General features: G+C 48.5%; 17 protein-coding genes. 6 read left to right on the top strand and 11 right to left on the bottom strand.

What is annotated here, in order from left to right; translation table 11 throughout:
- Positions 1-154: 154 nt before the first annotated feature.
- The 3 genes from NST99_RS03770 to NST99_RS03760 are packed head-to-tail and all read left to right on the top strand — an operon-like array spanning position 155 to position 1,874.
- The gene (locus NST99_RS03770; protein ID WP_038585932.1) at positions 155-724 is read left to right on the top strand and encodes a TetR/AcrR family transcriptional regulator; all 570 of its coding nucleotides are present in this window, start codon (positions 155-157) and stop codon (positions 722-724) included.
- Between the two features lie 11 nt (positions 725-735).
- Complete coding sequence (locus tag NST99_RS03765; protein ID WP_341089804.1) at positions 736-1,239, top strand: flavodoxin family protein; 504 nt, start codon at positions 736-738, stop codon at positions 1,237-1,239.
- Positions 1,236-1,874, top strand: coding sequence for a hypothetical protein (locus NST99_RS03760; protein ID WP_341089803.1), 639 nt, complete (start codon positions 1,236-1,238; stop codon positions 1,872-1,874). The genes NST99_RS03765 and NST99_RS03760 overlap by 4 nt, the downstream gene beginning before the upstream one ends.
- A 67-nt stretch (positions 1,875-1,941) precedes the next feature.
- Here NST99_RS03760 and NST99_RS03755 read toward each other — a convergent pair whose 3' ends face one another.
- Positions 1,942-2,067, bottom strand: coding sequence for a hypothetical protein (locus NST99_RS03755; RefSeq protein ID WP_341089802.1), 126 nt, complete (start codon positions 2,065-2,067; stop codon positions 1,942-1,944).
- Positions 2,068-2,182: 115 nt separating this feature from the next.
- Here NST99_RS03755 and NST99_RS03750 point away from each other — a divergent pair, with 115 nt between their 5' ends.
- Positions 2,183-2,611, top strand: a complete 429-nt coding sequence (locus NST99_RS03750) for a hypothetical protein (RefSeq protein WP_341089801.1) — start codon at positions 2,183-2,185, stop codon at positions 2,609-2,611.
- On the opposite strand, the gene NST99_RS03745 is transcribed toward NST99_RS03750, so the two are convergent.
- The 5 genes from NST99_RS03745 to NST99_RS03725 all read right to left on the bottom strand — a co-directional run bounded on the left by NST99_RS03745 (position 2,587) and on the right by NST99_RS03725 (position 11,122).
- Positions 2,587-3,111: a hypothetical protein gene (locus NST99_RS03745; RefSeq protein WP_341089800.1), complete on the bottom strand. Its 525-nt coding sequence runs from the start codon at positions 3,109-3,111 to the stop codon at positions 2,587-2,589. The two genes, NST99_RS03750 and NST99_RS03745, sit on opposite strands and share 25 nt — an antisense overlap.
- A gap of 204 nt (positions 3,112-3,315) precedes the next feature.
- The gene (locus NST99_RS03740) at positions 3,316-4,863 is read right to left on the bottom strand and encodes a HAMP domain-containing sensor histidine kinase (RefSeq protein ID WP_341089799.1); all 1,548 of its coding nucleotides are present in this window, start codon (positions 4,861-4,863) and stop codon (positions 3,316-3,318) included.
- Entirely contained in the window at positions 4,832-5,530 is a 699-nt protein-coding gene (locus NST99_RS03735) for a response regulator transcription factor (protein ID WP_341089798.1), read from the bottom strand. The genes NST99_RS03740 and NST99_RS03735 overlap by 32 nt, the downstream gene beginning before the upstream one ends.
- Positions 5,531-5,562: 32 nt before the next feature.
- Entirely contained in the window at positions 5,563-7,560 is a 1,998-nt protein-coding gene (locus NST99_RS03730) for a serine hydrolase domain-containing protein (protein ID WP_341089797.1), read from the bottom strand.
- Between the two features lie 196 nt (positions 7,561-7,756).
- Positions 7,757-11,122, bottom strand: coding sequence for a HEAT repeat domain-containing protein (locus NST99_RS03725; protein WP_341089796.1), 3,366 nt, complete (start codon positions 11,120-11,122; stop codon positions 7,757-7,759).
- A gap of 216 nt (positions 11,123-11,338) precedes the next feature.
- Here NST99_RS03725 and NST99_RS03720 point away from each other — a divergent pair, with 216 nt between their 5' ends.
- Both NST99_RS03720 and NST99_RS03715 read left to right on the top strand, forming a co-directional pair.
- Positions 11,339-11,548 (top strand): helix-turn-helix transcriptional regulator, encoded by a 210-nt coding sequence (locus NST99_RS03720; RefSeq protein ID WP_341089795.1) that lies wholly within the window; start codon positions 11,339-11,341, stop codon positions 11,546-11,548.
- Positions 11,545-11,868, top strand: coding sequence for a DUF2178 domain-containing protein (locus NST99_RS03715; RefSeq protein ID WP_341089793.1), 324 nt, complete (start codon positions 11,545-11,547; stop codon positions 11,866-11,868). The genes NST99_RS03720 and NST99_RS03715 overlap by 4 nt, the downstream gene beginning before the upstream one ends.
- A gap of 89 nt (positions 11,869-11,957) precedes the next feature.
- On the opposite strand, the gene NST99_RS03710 is transcribed toward NST99_RS03715, so the two are convergent.
- From NST99_RS03710 to NST99_RS03690, 5 genes are all read right to left on the bottom strand, one after another.
- A complete protein-coding gene (locus NST99_RS03710; RefSeq protein WP_341089792.1) occupies positions 11,958-12,692 on the bottom strand; it encodes an ABC transporter permease in 735 nt (244 codons plus the stop codon).
- A gap of 17 nt (positions 12,693-12,709) precedes the next feature.
- Positions 12,710-13,417 (bottom strand): ABC transporter permease, encoded by a 708-nt coding sequence (locus tag NST99_RS03705; protein ID WP_341089791.1) that lies wholly within the window; start codon positions 13,415-13,417, stop codon positions 12,710-12,712.
- Positions 13,414-14,325, bottom strand: a complete 912-nt coding sequence (locus NST99_RS03700) for an ABC transporter ATP-binding protein (RefSeq protein WP_341089790.1) — start codon at positions 14,323-14,325, stop codon at positions 13,414-13,416. The genes NST99_RS03705 and NST99_RS03700 overlap by 4 nt, the downstream gene beginning before the upstream one ends.
- A 128-nt stretch (positions 14,326-14,453) precedes the next feature.
- Positions 14,454-15,551: a sensor histidine kinase gene (locus NST99_RS03695; protein ID WP_341089789.1), complete on the bottom strand. Its 1,098-nt coding sequence runs from the start codon at positions 15,549-15,551 to the stop codon at positions 14,454-14,456.
- Complete coding sequence (locus NST99_RS03690) at positions 15,548-16,261, bottom strand: response regulator transcription factor (protein ID WP_341089788.1); 714 nt, start codon at positions 16,259-16,261, stop codon at positions 15,548-15,550. The genes NST99_RS03695 and NST99_RS03690 overlap by 4 nt, the downstream gene beginning before the upstream one ends.
- Between the last annotated feature and the right edge of the window lie 49 nt (positions 16,262-16,310).

Raw genomic sequence — 16,310 nt, 5'->3', positions numbered from 1 at the left:
AAGGGATTTTTTTATGGATATAGAATGTTCCTCTCACCTAAACGCGGAGTTTGACACAGCTGAATTCTAAAACTGATTTCGCATCTTAACACTGTAAAGATTATATGCTACAATCTTTACAGCGCTAAGATTAAAGGAAGGATGCATCCAGCACATGAAAGACAAACCCTATCACCACGGCAATCTGCGAAATCAGCTTATAGAAGCCGGCATCACACTTATTAATGAAGATGGTTTGAAGAGCTTTTCCTTGCGCAAGGTCGCAGCGAAATGCAGTGTCAGCCATACCGCACCGTACAGCCATTTTAAGAATATTGACGAATTGATCTACGCTATGGGCGAGCATGTCACTGCGCAATTCACGGACACACTGCGTACATCCATTCACGGAAAGGAGGGCACTCAGGAGGCGATTTCCTTGCTGGGGCAGGCCTACATTGACTTTTTCGTTGACCATCCGCAGTATTTTCAATTTCTTTTCTACCATTCGGACATCACCATTGACCTGGACCATTATAATTCGGATAATTATCCGCCGTTTGCTCTATTCCGCACAACAGCCTATCAGTTGTTTGAGAGCTTTGGCCTGCCGGAAGAAGAATATGCGAAGCAGCTGGTTGCCCTATGGTCAATGGTGCACGGAATGGCCTCACTGCTCACCAATAACGGGGTCCGGTATTCCGGAGATTGGCGGGATATCTTTACGCTCAAACCTGTATTTTAGGAGGATAACCCATGAAAATGATTATTCACGACTTGAATCCGCAACAATTTGCGGCATTGGTTGAAGACAACACCCCCGACGTAACTGTAATCTCCGACAATGGTACTATCCGTCATTGTATCGGCTGCTTCGGGTGCTGGGTCCGGACGCCTGGAGTCTGTGTTCTGAAGGACGGCTATAACAACATGGGGGAGCTTCTCTCGAAATGCGATGAACTGATGATTATCAGTAAATGTGAATATGGAAGCTACAGCCCTTTCATCCTCAATGTGTTGAACCGGAGCATTTCCTACGTGCTTCCTTATTTTGTAACCAAGAATGGTGAAACCCATCACCGCAACCGTTATGACCATGAATTTGCCCTGACCGTACATTTTTACGGTGAAGACATCACGGAAGCCGAGAAAGGAACAGCACAAAAGCTGGTCGCAGCAAATAGCTTAAATTTGTATTCCTCAGGGAATTTAGTCTATTTTCATAACGGCCTGCAAGCCGTCAAGGAGGTACTGGCATGAACATTGCAATGATCAACGGAAGCCCCAAGCTGCGAAAAAGCAATTCAGACCTCCTGCTGAAGACACTGGAACCGCTCATAAGCACCGGGCATGAAATCACCCATTATAACATTAACAAAAAACCGCTGACCCCCGGGCAATACAGCGAACTATGCGGCATGGATATATTGATTATTGCCTTCCCGCTTTATGTGGATGGAGTCCCGTCCCATCTATTCAGAATGCTTGTTACCCTTGAGGAATACATGAAAACGCGGCGTGAGAAGGATATTTACGTTTATACCCTGATGAACAATGGTTTTTTTGAAGGGAAGCAGAATCACATTGCCCTTGAGATCATTCAGAACTGGTGCATCCGTTCCGGTCTAATTTTCGGGCAGGGTCTCGGTCAAGGCGCCGGTGAAATGATGGACTTTATCGAGAAGGTTCCCCTTGGAACGGGCCCGCTTAAGAATCTGGGCAAAGCAATGGAAAGCCTGGCTCATAATGTACAATCGCAAAGTATAGATGAATCTATGCTCTTCAGTCCAAATTTCCCGCGCTTCGCCTGGAAATTTGCCGCGACCCACTCTTTCTGGAACGCCACCGCCAAGAAGAACGGCCTGAAGAAGAAGGACATCCGAAGAACCCTATAGCTTGCCTTGGGATTACGCATGAGACTTCAGCGGCCTCCCGCAGCGGACAGTACAAGGCAGGGAGTGCTCACCGTCTCCCGCCTTGCCCGCCGTCCGTCCCTTGACTGCCGCTTCTTCCCGGACCCCCACCATTTATCCCCTGGCCGCCCCCACCCCGGTCCGTGCCGCCGTTCACTCCCGGGAACCCGTTCATTCTTGAGCCGGAGTCCGTTTTTGTGATTTTTTGAGCGGTTATGGCCTCGCATGAGGTGAGCACCAGTGAACAACCCAGCTAGCTCTCTGAGGCCAGTCTGGGTGAACTCGCCGAAATGTATTATAGAAAGCTGGTGTGGACCTGGACAGAAGGGACGTACCAGATGGAGAGATACGGCATTGGAAATGACGGATCGTCCAGAAGCGGAGGGAGAGCGGGATTTGTGATGGACCGCTATAGTTATACTACCTTTGCCACGGATTTGTTTAAAGGAGATTCGAAGTATAGAAGCGGTCTGCTCTGGGTGCTGTATGTCCAGAATTTCCTGATGTATGGCTTTATTCTCATTCGATTGTTTGGCGGCATAAGGGCTAAAAGGTTTGAGGAAACCTCTTTAATTCTGGTGGTTCTGGGTTTTATCGCATTCTATCTGCTGTGGGAAATAAAGTCCCGTTATATCTATCCGGTGTATCCGCTATTGATCGTGCTGTCGTACATGGGATTCAAAGACGTATATGATTATATGTTGAACAGAAAGAGGTGATTGAAGTTGCGAACCAAGAGATACTCAATCTTCTTACTTGCAGCAGGAAATAAGAACAGTAATGTTTTCAGGTACAGGACCATGGAGAAATTAAACGGAAACATATACAGATATCCCCCCGTTTGAAAAGAGGAATAATCCTGCTCATACAGCATATCCATCGCCAGCGACAGCACCGTTTGCGAATCATCCGTCGGCATCCGGGGGAACAGGAAAATGATCACGAGCTGGATCGCAAACGAAAACAGCAGCACAGCCGGAATTACGATTTTCCTGCTGTACCGGTTAAGCTTTAAGCACATTCTGTACAGCACAAAGCTTACAGCCAGAACGGCCGCAGCCGCCAGGATAAACAGAACCCATTGTTGTTTCTCCAGAACCGTGGTATCACCGTACACAGAGTAGGTATACTTTGCCCGGATAAAAAAGGAGGATGCGATAAAAAGTCCTATACAGAAAGCAAGCAGGATATACAGTATTCTTTGAGTTCCCCTTACCATGGAAAACCTCCTATGCGTAATAGTTCAACGCTTTATATTCTCTTGCCCCGATTCATAGACGTATTATAAACACCCAACCTGAATATTCAATGAAAATCGGAAGGGTCGAAGTCCCCCGCCTAACAGAGCCCTATTGTGCCTTGTATCCAAAAAAAAGACGCTGCGGGGAGCAATTCCCCGAGCGCCTTCCAGCGTTCATGTAGTTCAGCTGTTGCACGGCGAACGCTCCAGTTCAATAATCATCCCTAGGCGTTCACCCTCGATCCGCGCGTCCAGCTTGCCCCCATGCAGCCTTATGATCTCGGCAGCAATGGACAGGCCCAACCCCGCACCTTCGCCGGCCCGCGACGAATCCCGCTTGTAGAATCGTTCAAACAACCGCTGCAGCTCCCCGCTGTCCATCGCTTGAGCCGGTGTGCTCCACAATTCCAGCCGTAACGGAATTGGACGGCGGCTCTCTGCCACCGGTTCCCGGAGGCGGATGACAAGCTCCGTATCTGCGCGGCTGTATTTGAAGGCGTTGGACAACAGATTTTCCAGCACCCGGACGAAAAGGTCAGCATCCACCTCCACATAAACCGACTGATCCGGCAGCAGCAGAACCGTCTCAATATGCGTGTCCCTGCTTTGGGGATGGTACCCCTCCACAACCTGGCGCAGCAGCTCCTGCATATTCACCCTGCTCTTATTTATTACCGGCAGTTTCCATTTCAGCTTCGAAATTTCAAAAAACTCATCAATCAGCTTCTTTAAGTACCCGGTCCGCTCCTCCAGAACCTCGACATACCGCTCCCTTTCCTGCTCACTGCCATACGATTTCTCTTTAAGCAAACTGAGAAACCCCATGATGGAAGTTAACGGCGTGCGCAGGTCATGGGAAATATTGAGCAAAAAATCCTTCTCCTTGCTCCGGCTTGCGACGATTTGCTCGGCCATATCATTCAGTGCTGCAGCCATCGTGGTAAGCTCATTGTTGTATTTTAACGGGATACGAGCCTGAAAATCAGTCGCATACAGCGTATGCGTGCCCCGTTCGAGAGTGCGCATATACCGGATTCTCCCCCGGACACCCAGATAAAAAAGCAGCAAAAACACAATAACACCCAGCAAAGATACAGGACTCTCGGTATAAGTAATCGTGCTTGCAGCCACCAGATAGAGCCCGTTTCCGAGCTTCCGCGTTTCCTGTAATTTCGTGCCGGAGCCGTTGTTATAGCTGATGCTGATGCCTTCCTTTGGTGAAAAGAAAACGATATTGTAGACCTGCTCCTCCTCGGGATTGCCGATCACGAAACCTCCAGCCTCCGGCGCAGGGGAATAATCTGCGGTAGACAGCAACGCCTTTCCCCCCGGCAATGTCTCCCCGGAGCGGACAATGACAACATGCGAATTGGCTTGAAGCAGCTCCCCCTGCCCGTTCACCACAGACACGACTACTTCCTCTGCAGCCCTAAAGCTTTTATTGTAGTCCAAGGGAAACTTGACCCGCAGCTCCTGCTCCAGCCGATGGGGAATAGCCGCCTCGCCTGCCCGGGCCTCCAGCCAAGCCGCCAGCGGATTGCCAACCTTCTCCCTGTAGCTCATCATCCGCTCCGCATCGGTCTGAGCCGGATAAAATAATGCCGAGCCTTTCAGAAAATGGGCTGTCAACGAAACTGCGACCAGCGTGGCTGCCAGTGACAGAATAAAAATCAGGACCAGTTCTCCGACTAGCCCTGTTTTAAGCTTCTTTGTCCACTTTATAACCAACACCCCAGACCGTTCTGATGTACTTGGAATTTTTGACGGTATCCCCCAGCTTGTCCCGCAGATTGCGGATATGGGTAAGCACGGTGTTGTCGCTCTCCAGATAGGTATCCTCCCAGACCAGCTCATAAATATCGCGTGAGGTAAACACCCGGCCCTTGTTCCTGGCCAGCAGCAGCAATATCCCATATTCTTTTGGCGTCATGTTGATTTCCACGCCATTTTTGGACACCGCATGCTCCTCCGGCAACAGAGTGAGATCCTTAATCTGCAGTTCCCCCGGGGCTACAGCCGTCTCTTCCGCAGCCGCCGGCCTGCGCTTTAAAATCGCCGAGATTCGCAAGGAAAGCTCCGTCAAATCAAAAGGTTTCGTCACATAATCATCGCAGCCGGCAATGAATCCCCTGATCTTATCCTCCTGCTGATCCTTGGCGGTCAGGAAAATTACCGGAACCTCCGAGATTTCCCTAATCCGGCCAATCAGGTCAAAACCATTCATGACCGGCATCATAATATCTAGTAAAATGAGCTGAAAGACCTCGTTCCGAATGTATTCCAGCGCCTTTTCCCCATCATAACAGGACAAAATGCAGTACCCTTCCCGTTCCAAAAATATTGATAAAAATTCCACAATCGTCCGGTCATCATCCACAATTAAAATCCGGGCGCCCATTTCGGCCAGCCGCCTTTCGTTCCCTGTCTCCTCTAAGCAATAAGCAGCAGCTTCATCAGATACATGTAAAAGATTCCGCTCGTTCCGGCCAGTCCCATTCCCAGTATGACCGTTGCGTCAAGGAGATGCAGTTTTTTGCTTCGCCCATATTTTACCGCAAATCCAGCCGAACACGCTATGCCTGCTGCGATCCCCGCTGCAAGGAGGTTGGCTGCCAGCAGCCAGTGGCCCTGTACCGCACGGCTTTCAGAGAAAACGCCCAGCATCGTAACTACCGCCGCACCAAGAATAAGCGGAGCTATAAGATAGGCAGGAAGCCTGTGCCGCAGGCACATCCGCTGGGGTCCCGATTTTTCGCGTCTGCAAATGGCAATCATTCCCGCTATAAGACCCAGCAATGCGCCAGCCAGCGCTACTTTCCAAGCCAATCCTCCCGCCCCTGCTTCCCAGGGATTCAGCTTAACAAACGCCTGGAAGGGCACTGTCGTATCCAGCACGACATATTTGCTCCCGCCTTCCCCTTCTTTAAGCACAAGATATTTATTGGCCTTTTTATTGTAAAAAATCTGCTTGCCAATCTGCGTGTATTGCCCGTTCAGCTCCTCACCCGCCGATTTCAGGGTAACCTCCCCTTGCTCACTGACGGCCACTTTTGGTGTAACCATCTGGTAACGCAGCTTGGAAACCCCCGGGCCCAGTCCCTCACTAATCACCATGGCGTATGTGCCCGCGTAGGCTTGAATACTTGCAGCGGGCTCTGTCGCCTCCCCGGTCGATTCGGCCAGCGGCTGATCCAGACTTACTCCGAAGAAGGAGTAGAACTGTTCCTCAAAGGCATCCCGGAAGGTCCCGTCGTCTCCTTCGTATTGGGAGTTACAGCCAACGAAAAACCCGAGTCCCTTGGACGGCATGATCGATATCAGACTGGAAAAAGCCTCAGTATCTCCGGGGTGAACCAGAATGGCAGGATTTTTGTAGTTTTGAAAAAAGCCATAGGCATAACCGGGCATTAGGGGATGCGTGGAATATTGCTGCGAGTACATCTGCTTGGCGGTATCTTGTTGTAAAATCGAGCTTTCCCCTTGGCCCCGACCCTGCAGATGGGCCAATACAAACTTGCTCATGTCGTCAGCGGTTGACCAGATGGAGCCGGCGGGGTAGGTCAAAACCTCCCCCTGCTTCATTTTGACAAACCCCTTATCGTAAGAATATCCCTGGGCCAATTGCTGGTTCAAACGCTCCGGCGTAAGATAGGTCAAGCTGTTGTCCATATGCAGAGGAGCAAAAATATGCTGGCGGATATAATCATCGTAGGACAGGCCGCTTGCTCTTTCCACAATATATCCGGCGAGGGTGAAGCCTTCATTGCTATACTGCACCGCATCTCCCGGTGCCCTCACCAGCGGCGGCAGCAGCTTTTGCAGAGTCTGCTCCAGCGGAACCCGCTGCTCCGGCACCGTGTTCGACCAAGCCCCTTCGCGCTGTTCGGCATTGGCGAATCCCCCGGTATTGGTCAGCAAATGTTTCATGGTTAGCGGAGTTTTGTACGAGTTGGCCACTTGCAGGGAATCCGGCAAATACTGGTTCACATCCGCCGCCAAGTCCAGCTTCCCCTGCTCCGCCAGCTGCATGGCTGCTGTAGCCGTAAAAACCTTGGAGACCGAAGCGATACTGAAGCGGGTCTTGAGCGGATCTACCGGCACCTTGGCCTCCACATCCGCATAGCCGTAGCCCTTCTCCAGCCAGACTGCGCCATCCTTGACCACCGCCAAAGTTACGCCCGGCACATGGTACTTGTCCATTGCTGTCTTCATAAATTCATCGGTCTGCTGTTCATACCGCTCCCGTTCCCCGGAAGCGGCTGCTTCCTCATGCTGCTCCGGCGCGGTGGCCGCTGCAGACGATAGCGACTGCGCCTCCTTCGGCTGCACCTTCACCGCTTGTGCCTGCGCAGACTCCGGCTGCATCGCCACTGGTTGCGCCAAAATCGCCGCCACCAGCCCTATTTTCATCCATAACCCTGTTCTCATGCTCCCACTCCTGTCTCTATTAACACCCTATAGGACCATGATACAGCGGCAACACGGAGAAAAAAGCGGTATAAATCTAAAGAAAAAATAAAGCCGCGCACAATGCGCAATCCGGCGGATAACTACGATATCCAAATAGGCCATGAACTCTACTGACGTAGAAATTCATGGCCTTATCCGTTTACTAATATCAGAATTAATCAATTGCTGTCCAAATGTCTAACGCAAGGGAGCGAATCGCAAGGTTCGTGTGATTTCTATATAATCTTAAAAGCCGGGCACACTCCGGACTCCATAATAAAACATTTCCTGCAACCTCAAGCAAAGAAAGTCCAATAAACTGAGATTCATAACTATCTTCCGACCCTATAACATCTACAATTTCTAATAGGGTTTCTGGATTCCAGTAGCCTTTGCTGTCTTTTAAATTTTGCGCAACCTGCTTATAGGCATCGCCTAAACGATGTGGCTGATTTGAAATGCAATGAACTATTTTAGTTAGGTAAGCAACGGATTCCTGAACATTATTCCAGTCTATTGAGGCTACATACAATTTCATTACAACCTGCTTTAAGGTCTCATCCGCTGCCAGACAGTCAATAATACCCATATACAGAGGCACAAGGTTTACGCGAGTGTTCTTTGGCAAAGAGGTCAGTTGGTCAGCAAATTTCAACAGACGTTGCCTGTGAGGCAAATCTCTTTTGGCATTAGCATTCCAATCATCTCTTATTTCTACACTGGCCAAATCCTTAAACACACCAATTACCCTCTCATTGACCTTGCCATCACGGCTTGTTTCTGTCAGCGTGTTCATTGCAATATTCCATCTGGCGTTATCTTCTAAATCCAGAATAACCTTTGCAGCGGCAGCCGCAATGATTTCTTCATGTCCATTTGTCCAACGGACCATACTATTCAAGGCATATCTTCCAACATCCGGATCTGCATGACCGGCTATTCTAATGATTAATTCTAAATACCGGGATCTATAATTTACCGGAAGTTCATTGGGCTGTTGCAATAGTACACTTTTCGCAATATCACTTTGTGATGAAATGGCCATTTTGCTTAAAATCTTCCATCCGCATTCATCATCTAAAAGCTGTCTCGCAGCATGCCCTATGGCAATGATTACGTCCTTATGCGCATTAGGCTTTTCAAACTCGTTCATCAATAGCGGAATGCTGTCACTGCTTCTATAAGCACCCAGTAACCGGATGGCCTCTTTTCTGACAGTGATTTTAAGCTTGTCCCGGTTTAACAGTTCTTTAAGTATTGAAGTCAATACAGCCGGATTCACTCTACGAATGCATCTGGGTATCGAGTACATGGCTACACGGGCTCTGTCTCCATCTAAATTCTCGAGCAGAACGGGAAGTGCCTTTTCGGGTTCTTCCAACAATGAAAGTGCATAAACTGCAGCTTCTACTACAGCTACTTCCTTATCTTTTAAATACCCTACCAGCTTATCCGGACTGACATCAGGCATTCTTGCCATTAGCTTTATAGCTGTTGAACGTTCATAAAAACTGCGTTTGGCATCTGACGCAATGCTTTCTATTGAGGTTCTAAAAGATTGTTGCTGACGCGGCAACCACCTATGGAACCCATCCGCAGCCGGCACAACATAAATGGTTTTCCCCGTTAAGAACCTGCCTTTAATAACCTCACCCGATATAAATGGATCCAGCCATTCTTGACGTTTCCGATGCAGATGCAGGAACACTTCGTTTACGGTAATAAACGATTTATCCAACGTTAATAATTCTCTGACTCTCTCATCCCGTGTTTTAGGAGGGGCAAGCCAATGTCTTGCCGCCCGTACTGCGATAGAAGCTGTTTTCTCCTGTACCGCATCGCTTAGTAAATTTTGAAGCTTAGAGATGCCAAAGCCTCTTTTGCCAAAGGAGTCCGCCAGGCTGATCACCAAATTGTAGTCTTCTCTTCGATTTGCCGCCACAGCTAACGGATAAACCACTTCAAATATTCGCTCTTCTATACCCCGAGGTATATTTTCCTGGAAGGATGGAAGTGTAAGCTGTCCGCTCTGCTTGGCTAACTTTACGATCGTGCTTAAAGCGAACTTAAAGATCTCACTTCCGGGATTTACTGCATTAAACCGCATAATCACAAATGCTAATTCCTGAGTGGCAAACCTTGTAGCATAGGAAGTATCTCTAGCCTCAATAACACTATCAACGAGTAAAGTAAGCTCCTTTACATTCTCATCCGTAAACATAGATGCCGGACTGTTTGCAAGCTCTCTAATCACTGCAGATCGTACAGGATCCTGATCATTTTTGATGCGGCCTAAATACACCAAAGTCTCATTCATACCTTGTCTTGATAGCGCAGTACTTTTAATCAGCTGCACAAGTGCCATTGCGCGTTCATCTGCATTAGAGGCATATGCCGCTTTTTCAAGCAGCTCTCTTGAATGATGAATAGAACGGCAAGCTGAAATCCTAATCGTTTTGTCCCGGCTATCATAGATTTCACGCAGACCAAGCATTCGGGTTGCTTCCTTGTCGCGTAATGTATGCGGTAACTGATACAGTAATGTCTCTGGAAAAATGCGCTCTTTACGTTTGTCCTCTTCATAGACCGACTCAAAAATCGCTTTACGCTTTGAAGGAGCCATACACTCAAGCAATTTCGCTATATGTATGGGGGTATCTGCAAGCAGCTTGGCTAATTCAATCCATTGATCTATGGAAAAATATTTCCCCCTTCTTAAAACGCCATCCGGCACACCATGAGAGAGCAGGTCACTTCGCGACTCCTTCCGGGTTAGCAGCTTATACACTGCTTCAGGATAGATTCGGACTAATGTACCCAGATGTTTTTTAAGTACAGGATGGATGATACCCAGGGGTCCATGATTCATGGCACATTCGAGAATGAAATCCGGCTTTACCTTGCATAAAGCTTCGATAGCTGATGAAAATCTCCACCACACATATCCCTTTTCCCTAAGGGGGGTGCCTTCTAACGTTGTTTTAAAATACTCCGCAACGGCATCAAGATGACGGCTAGCGAATTTCTTCCAGTTGATAATGATATATCCAAGCTCTTCAAGCCATTTACTGACCGTTTCCTTAGAACATGCTGGCAGCAGAATAGAGGCCTCCTCCGCCCCCCATCGGGCATACACAACAGGCAGTAACCTCTCCGCTAATTCTTGACGATGGATAAATGAAATACTGCGCAGTACTTTGCGGCGGCAATCATGGGACAGCTCCGGGAGTTCACGTTCAATATCAATATCTGAAGCCACTTTGGCCAAAAGACCGGCTGCCTGATTTCTAATAGTAGCCATAGGATGCTTTAACGCAGACACAATAATCTTTGCATCCTGTGTGGCAATAGCCCCCATTAAAGCTAGCTGTGTCTCATAGACACCGCCTTTCAGTAATGAAGCGAGCAATTTTGAATATTGGGTGGATCCATGATTTTCACGGCCTAGTGTGACAATTTTATGGATCCTGTCTGAATAACCTAGTGAGTCTAATTCTTTAAGCAAACCTTTTTTATCCATTGGATCTTTTCTGAAAATCATAAGTCCCCTCCTTCACCTGTTCTTGTTCCATCCAAACTTTATTCTATATATATCAATCCATACCCTTTAAAAAAATCTCATACCATGCTTTCTTTTACATCGGCAAAAATCCATTAGATTATTATCTATAACGTATCCTTTTATTGACAATATGTAACTAGGTGGTTACAATGACGATGTAACTGGTTGATTACATATAGGAAGGAGTCCATTACATTGGTTACTAATCGTATTAAAGTTTTGAGAGCTGAACGAGACTGGACACAGGCTGATTTGGCAGAACATGTCGGGATTTCACGACAAGCAGTTATATCCATTGAAAAATATAAATATACACCTTCGTTGGAGTTGGCTTTCAAAATTGCCAAAGCATTTAATGTATCTATCAATGAAGTATTTGTACTTGAGGAGGATGAAAAATTATGATTTATCAATTCGTAATGTTAGTGGTGTTGGTCGTATTAGGTATATGCACTATTGCCCTTCCATGCTTCCAAGCTGTAAAAATGAAAGAATATAGAAATGATGAACGTTGGCAATTGGTTCAGAATAAGGCGAACCACGTGGCAATGCACTACTATAGTGCACTTGGCTTTGCAATTTGCATTGGAGTTTTTATAACAACAATCTTCGATATTCAATTTAGTATTGGTCTTGATAGAGTGTTGCTATATTCGTTAATTGCAATTTTTATGCGAAATGCAATTGAATTATTTTCCTTACGCCACTTTGATAAAGTTTTATAAGCTTTACAAAGACAGTTAATACGAAACCTTATTCGCAGACAAACTCCTTTGTTCCTAATGGAACTCAGGAGTTTGTCTTGTTCAAAAAGCTAGGCCCTGCGCATAAGCGAACGGCGTCCCGCCCAGATGTAAACAGCAGAGGTTACAGCCACAACGAGAATGAAGGGGATCACATCCAGCCGGGGCGACAAAGCCGTCCCCCTTGGATACATCGCGTAGTAGGCCGTTGTAGAAGGAAACCAGGCACCGATCGAGGCATGAAGCCCGGTAAGCACAATGTTGGCTATCACGATCGAAGCCGATAAAATCAATGAGGAAACAAACGACTTCAAGCGCATGGACACCCATAACTGCAGCGCCGCAAACGGCAGTATGGCCAGCCATCCCCCAACCGTACCGATGATCAATTCGGTAAAATCCAAATCGTCCCCCAATTGAAGCAGTACTCCCGCGAGCAGATATGATCCGGCAAAAAGCAGTTGAATCAACCCCATCAGCAGCATCAGCGTTCCCAATTTGGCATAATAGACACGGTAACGGGGAATGGGCAGACAAAACAGTTGTTTCCAGCCCCCGTTTGTATGCTCATAACGGCAAATAAAAGAAGCTAATACCCCGGCATAAAGCGGATAAAAAAACAAACCGTGAAAGCTGGCCATATGCAGATAAAAGGTTTTCCATCCGCGCTCAAAAAAACCTACAAAATTCTCCGAATTTAAACTGTTCATTCCGAGCATCACAGTTCCCAGCGCACCGAGGAGGAACAGGATGAAGATGACGGGATACTGCAGCTTCATTCGTTCGGCTTTCATCAAATTTTCCATAATCACACCCCTGTTAATTAAAATTGTTTGTTTTTAAAATGCAAGGTCCCGGCGGCTAGCAGCACCGCTCCCAGGCCTGCACTGATGCCAATCCACCTCTCGGGATGTGCCATGAACGGACTGGACATCGTCGGATAGGCCCATGGCCACAGCCAGGTCCACAATGCTGCTCCGCTGTCCCGCGCTATGAATAGGCCAGAAACAGCGCCCAGGAAGCCGATGGACATCGGAATGGCCGGGTTCGAGAATTGGATAGACAGCCACATCTGCAGCCCCAGCACCGCAGTTGATGCGAGAAAGCTGTACATAATTTGCTTGATTAGAAGCTGGAACGGCAGCGGTTCGGAAGTGTAGCAAATCCAGAGCAGGATCAGGCCGGCAATAATCAGCAAGGCCGTACACAACAGCAGAAAAAGAACCCACAGCGCCTTGGCCCAATAAAGAACAGAGCGGGAAACAGGCAGGGTCAGCAGCTGCTTCCAACTATTGGATTCGTGTTCCAAACCGGCAATCATACCCGTGAGTAACGCGGTGTTTAGCAGCAATACGAAACCTAGAAACAAATACATCACATTAAATACGCTGTATACCCCTGCCGGGCCTTTGAAATAGAGATACCATTCCAGCGACATAAATGCGATGAACAGCCCGGCGCTGATAACCGGCAGCCAGCGGGCCGCAGGTTTGAGCCTCATGCCTTCGGCCCGCAAGGCTCGCCACATCATAAGCTTACTCCTTTTCCGGTCAACTCCATGAATAGCTCTTCCAGCGATTTGCTGCTTTCCCGTACATTCATAATCCCGTAAGGGCCCAGCAGTTTGAACAATTCTGCCTGCGACATACTGACATTCTCTGCCGAAACTGACAGCATATTGCCTTCCCGCTCCACGGCGAATCCTTGCAGCATTAGCGTGCGAAGCGCTTCCTCCGGCCGCTCCACTGCAAATCCCATGACTTTGCCCCTGCGCCGCTCCAGCATTTCTAGTGCTCCCTGATAGACGAGTTTGCCGCTGCTGATTATTCCGATCTCATCTGCAATCGTATCCACCTCGCTCAGCAGATGGCTGGACAGCATGATCGTCATTCCCTGATCATGGGCCAGTGACAGCATCAGATGCCGTATTTCTTGGATACCGGCCGGGTCCAGGCCGTTGGTCGGCTCATCCAGGATCAGCAGCTGCGGATCCCGCAGCAAGGCTGCTGCTATGCCGAGCCGCTGCTTCATACCAAGGGAATATCCGCTCACTTTACGGTTTGCACTGGACGTCAGCCGCACAATTTCCAGCACCTCACCGATGCGCCGGTCGGGCAGCTTCAGCAGTGTGCTTAGTATTTTCAAATTTTTGTACCCGGTCAAATGCCCGTAATAGGATGGGTTCTCTACTAATGAGCCTACCTTGCGCAAAATGTCCTGACTGTTGCCCGGCATCTCTTGTCCAAAAATACGGATCGTCCCGCTATCGGCCCGGAGCAAACCCAGCAGCATTTTGATCGTTGTAGTTTTCCCTGCACCGTTTGGCCCTAGAAAACCGTATATTTTCCCCTCGGGAACCTCCAGGTTTACCTCATTCACCGACACCTGCTCGCCGAAGCGGCGGGTCAGCCCTTTTGTCTCCACTATAAGTTGTGGCATCTCCTGTCACCTCATATCTTTGATATAGGGACAATAATAGGCGCTGGAAGTAGCAGCGGGGTAAAGAAAAGTAAAAATTAAGTAAAAAAACAGGCCAACACCACAAAAAGCGGATGTCCGGCCTGCATTCAATAAAGAAAAAAAAGTGTGATTTGCGTTCCTTGCTGCGGTTTGCTATGTACAGCCATTTTGCCGCCATGCCTTGTTACAAAAACCTTTGCCAGCGCCATGCCCAGGCCGGAGCCCGCCAATCTGGCCCGCGCCGACAACATATTGTCCTCTGTTGCGTTCAGCCGCTCTAGCACCGCCGCATCGATTCCCGTCCCATTGTCGCGAATTTCGACCGTCAGTCCGTACTGATCCCAGCGTAGCCCGGTTTCAATATGGCACCCTGCGGGATTGTGAACCACGGCATTCCACAGCAAATTGTGCAGCGCCCGCCGAATCATGCGTTGATCGATATCAAGGTATTTCTCCCCGTCCGTATTGAAGGCAAAGGTATGCTGTGCAGCAAGCGGATGATCAGCAACATCGGTAACGATCTGCCTGATAAATTCTGCCATCTCCGTAGATTCCCGCGAGAGCGGAACCTCGCTGCCGTCCAGTTGATAGAAAGCATTCATATCTTCAATAAGCTGCTCTACCTGGATCGTCTTTTGTTCCATTAAGGAGCCGAACTGGATTATTTCCGCAGTAGACCACGCATATTGATCAGCGGCTGCAATCATGGAGCTGTAACCGCGAATATAGGCCAAAGGGGTTTTCAGATCATGCCGCACGCCCGCAATCCAGCTTTTTCGTTTCTCATCCAATTCGTGTCTTTCTTTCTCTGTTTGCTGCAGTGCAAGGGTCAACGTGGACAACTGCCCGATGATTTCTTTAAAGAGAGCATAAGGCAGCTTGAGCTGATTTCCGGGAATGGGGCGGCCGCGCCAATTACTCCGCGAAGGTTCGTCATATTGACCTTGTGCCAGCCGCTTCAGCCAGGTCAGCATATAAAAAATCGATTTCGTCAGGCTCCACAGATAGAAGACAAGCGCAGCCAGGCACACGATCAGGAAACTCCAGATTTGAAACTGTATGTACTCAAGGCCCTTCAGCCATGGAACCATTTGCCGCATAAAAATAAAAAGGATAAACAGAACAAGCCATGCGGCGATAACACCTATAACCAGGGCAAGCAAAAAAAGCAGCAGCCGGAGGCCAACACGAACGACCCCTTTCATATTTGACCAGCCGGTACAGGGTTCGGTATAAATTTGTAGCCTAATCCACGGAAGTTGACAATGTAACGGGGCTGCTTCGGGTCCTGCTCTATTTTGTTTCTGATTTTGGAAATATAAATAACAACCGTTTTCTCATCGCCCAGCTGCATTTCACCCCAGACCTGTTCATAGAGCTGGGCCGTTGTAAACAGGCGGCTCGGATGCTCGGCAAAAAACAGCAGCAGCGCAAACTCCTTAGCCGTACAGTGAAGCTGCTGGCCGCGCACCGTCAACCCTCCGGTATCCTTGCTGATTTCAAAATCAGCAAAAGTATAACAGGCAGATGGAGCCTCCTGCTGATACAGTCTTCTTCTGGCAAGCTGGGCTTTGATCCGCGCCACCACCTCCAGGGAGTTGAACGGCTTTGTAATATAATCGTCCCCGCCCATCGCAAATCCGGTCAGCTTGTCATAATCGGCAGCCCGCGAAGTCAGGAATAAGATCGGGGCGTTTGTTTTTTTGCGCAGCTCCAGACACAGCTCGAAGCCGTTACAGTCCGGGAGCATCACATCCAGTAAAATTATATCCGGTTCCCGGCTGTCCAGCAGGCTCATCGCCTCCGCCCCGGTAGAAGCGGTAAGGACGGAAGAATACCCTTCCCTGGACAGCAGCAGTTCCAGCATGCAGGCAATTCCTGCCTCATCTTCTATAATCAAAATCGCATCGTTCATCGCCATTCCCTCCATTTTCCATCCTATTATACTGCAAAATGGTAAGGGT

This window comes from Paenibacillus sp. FSL L8-0470 (assembly GCF_038008625.1).
GTDB lineage: Bacteria > Bacillota > Bacilli > Paenibacillales > Paenibacillaceae > Paenibacillus_AQ.
Note: the sequence above shows the minus strand (reverse complement) of the source record. Positions and strands in the feature narration are given on the sequence as shown.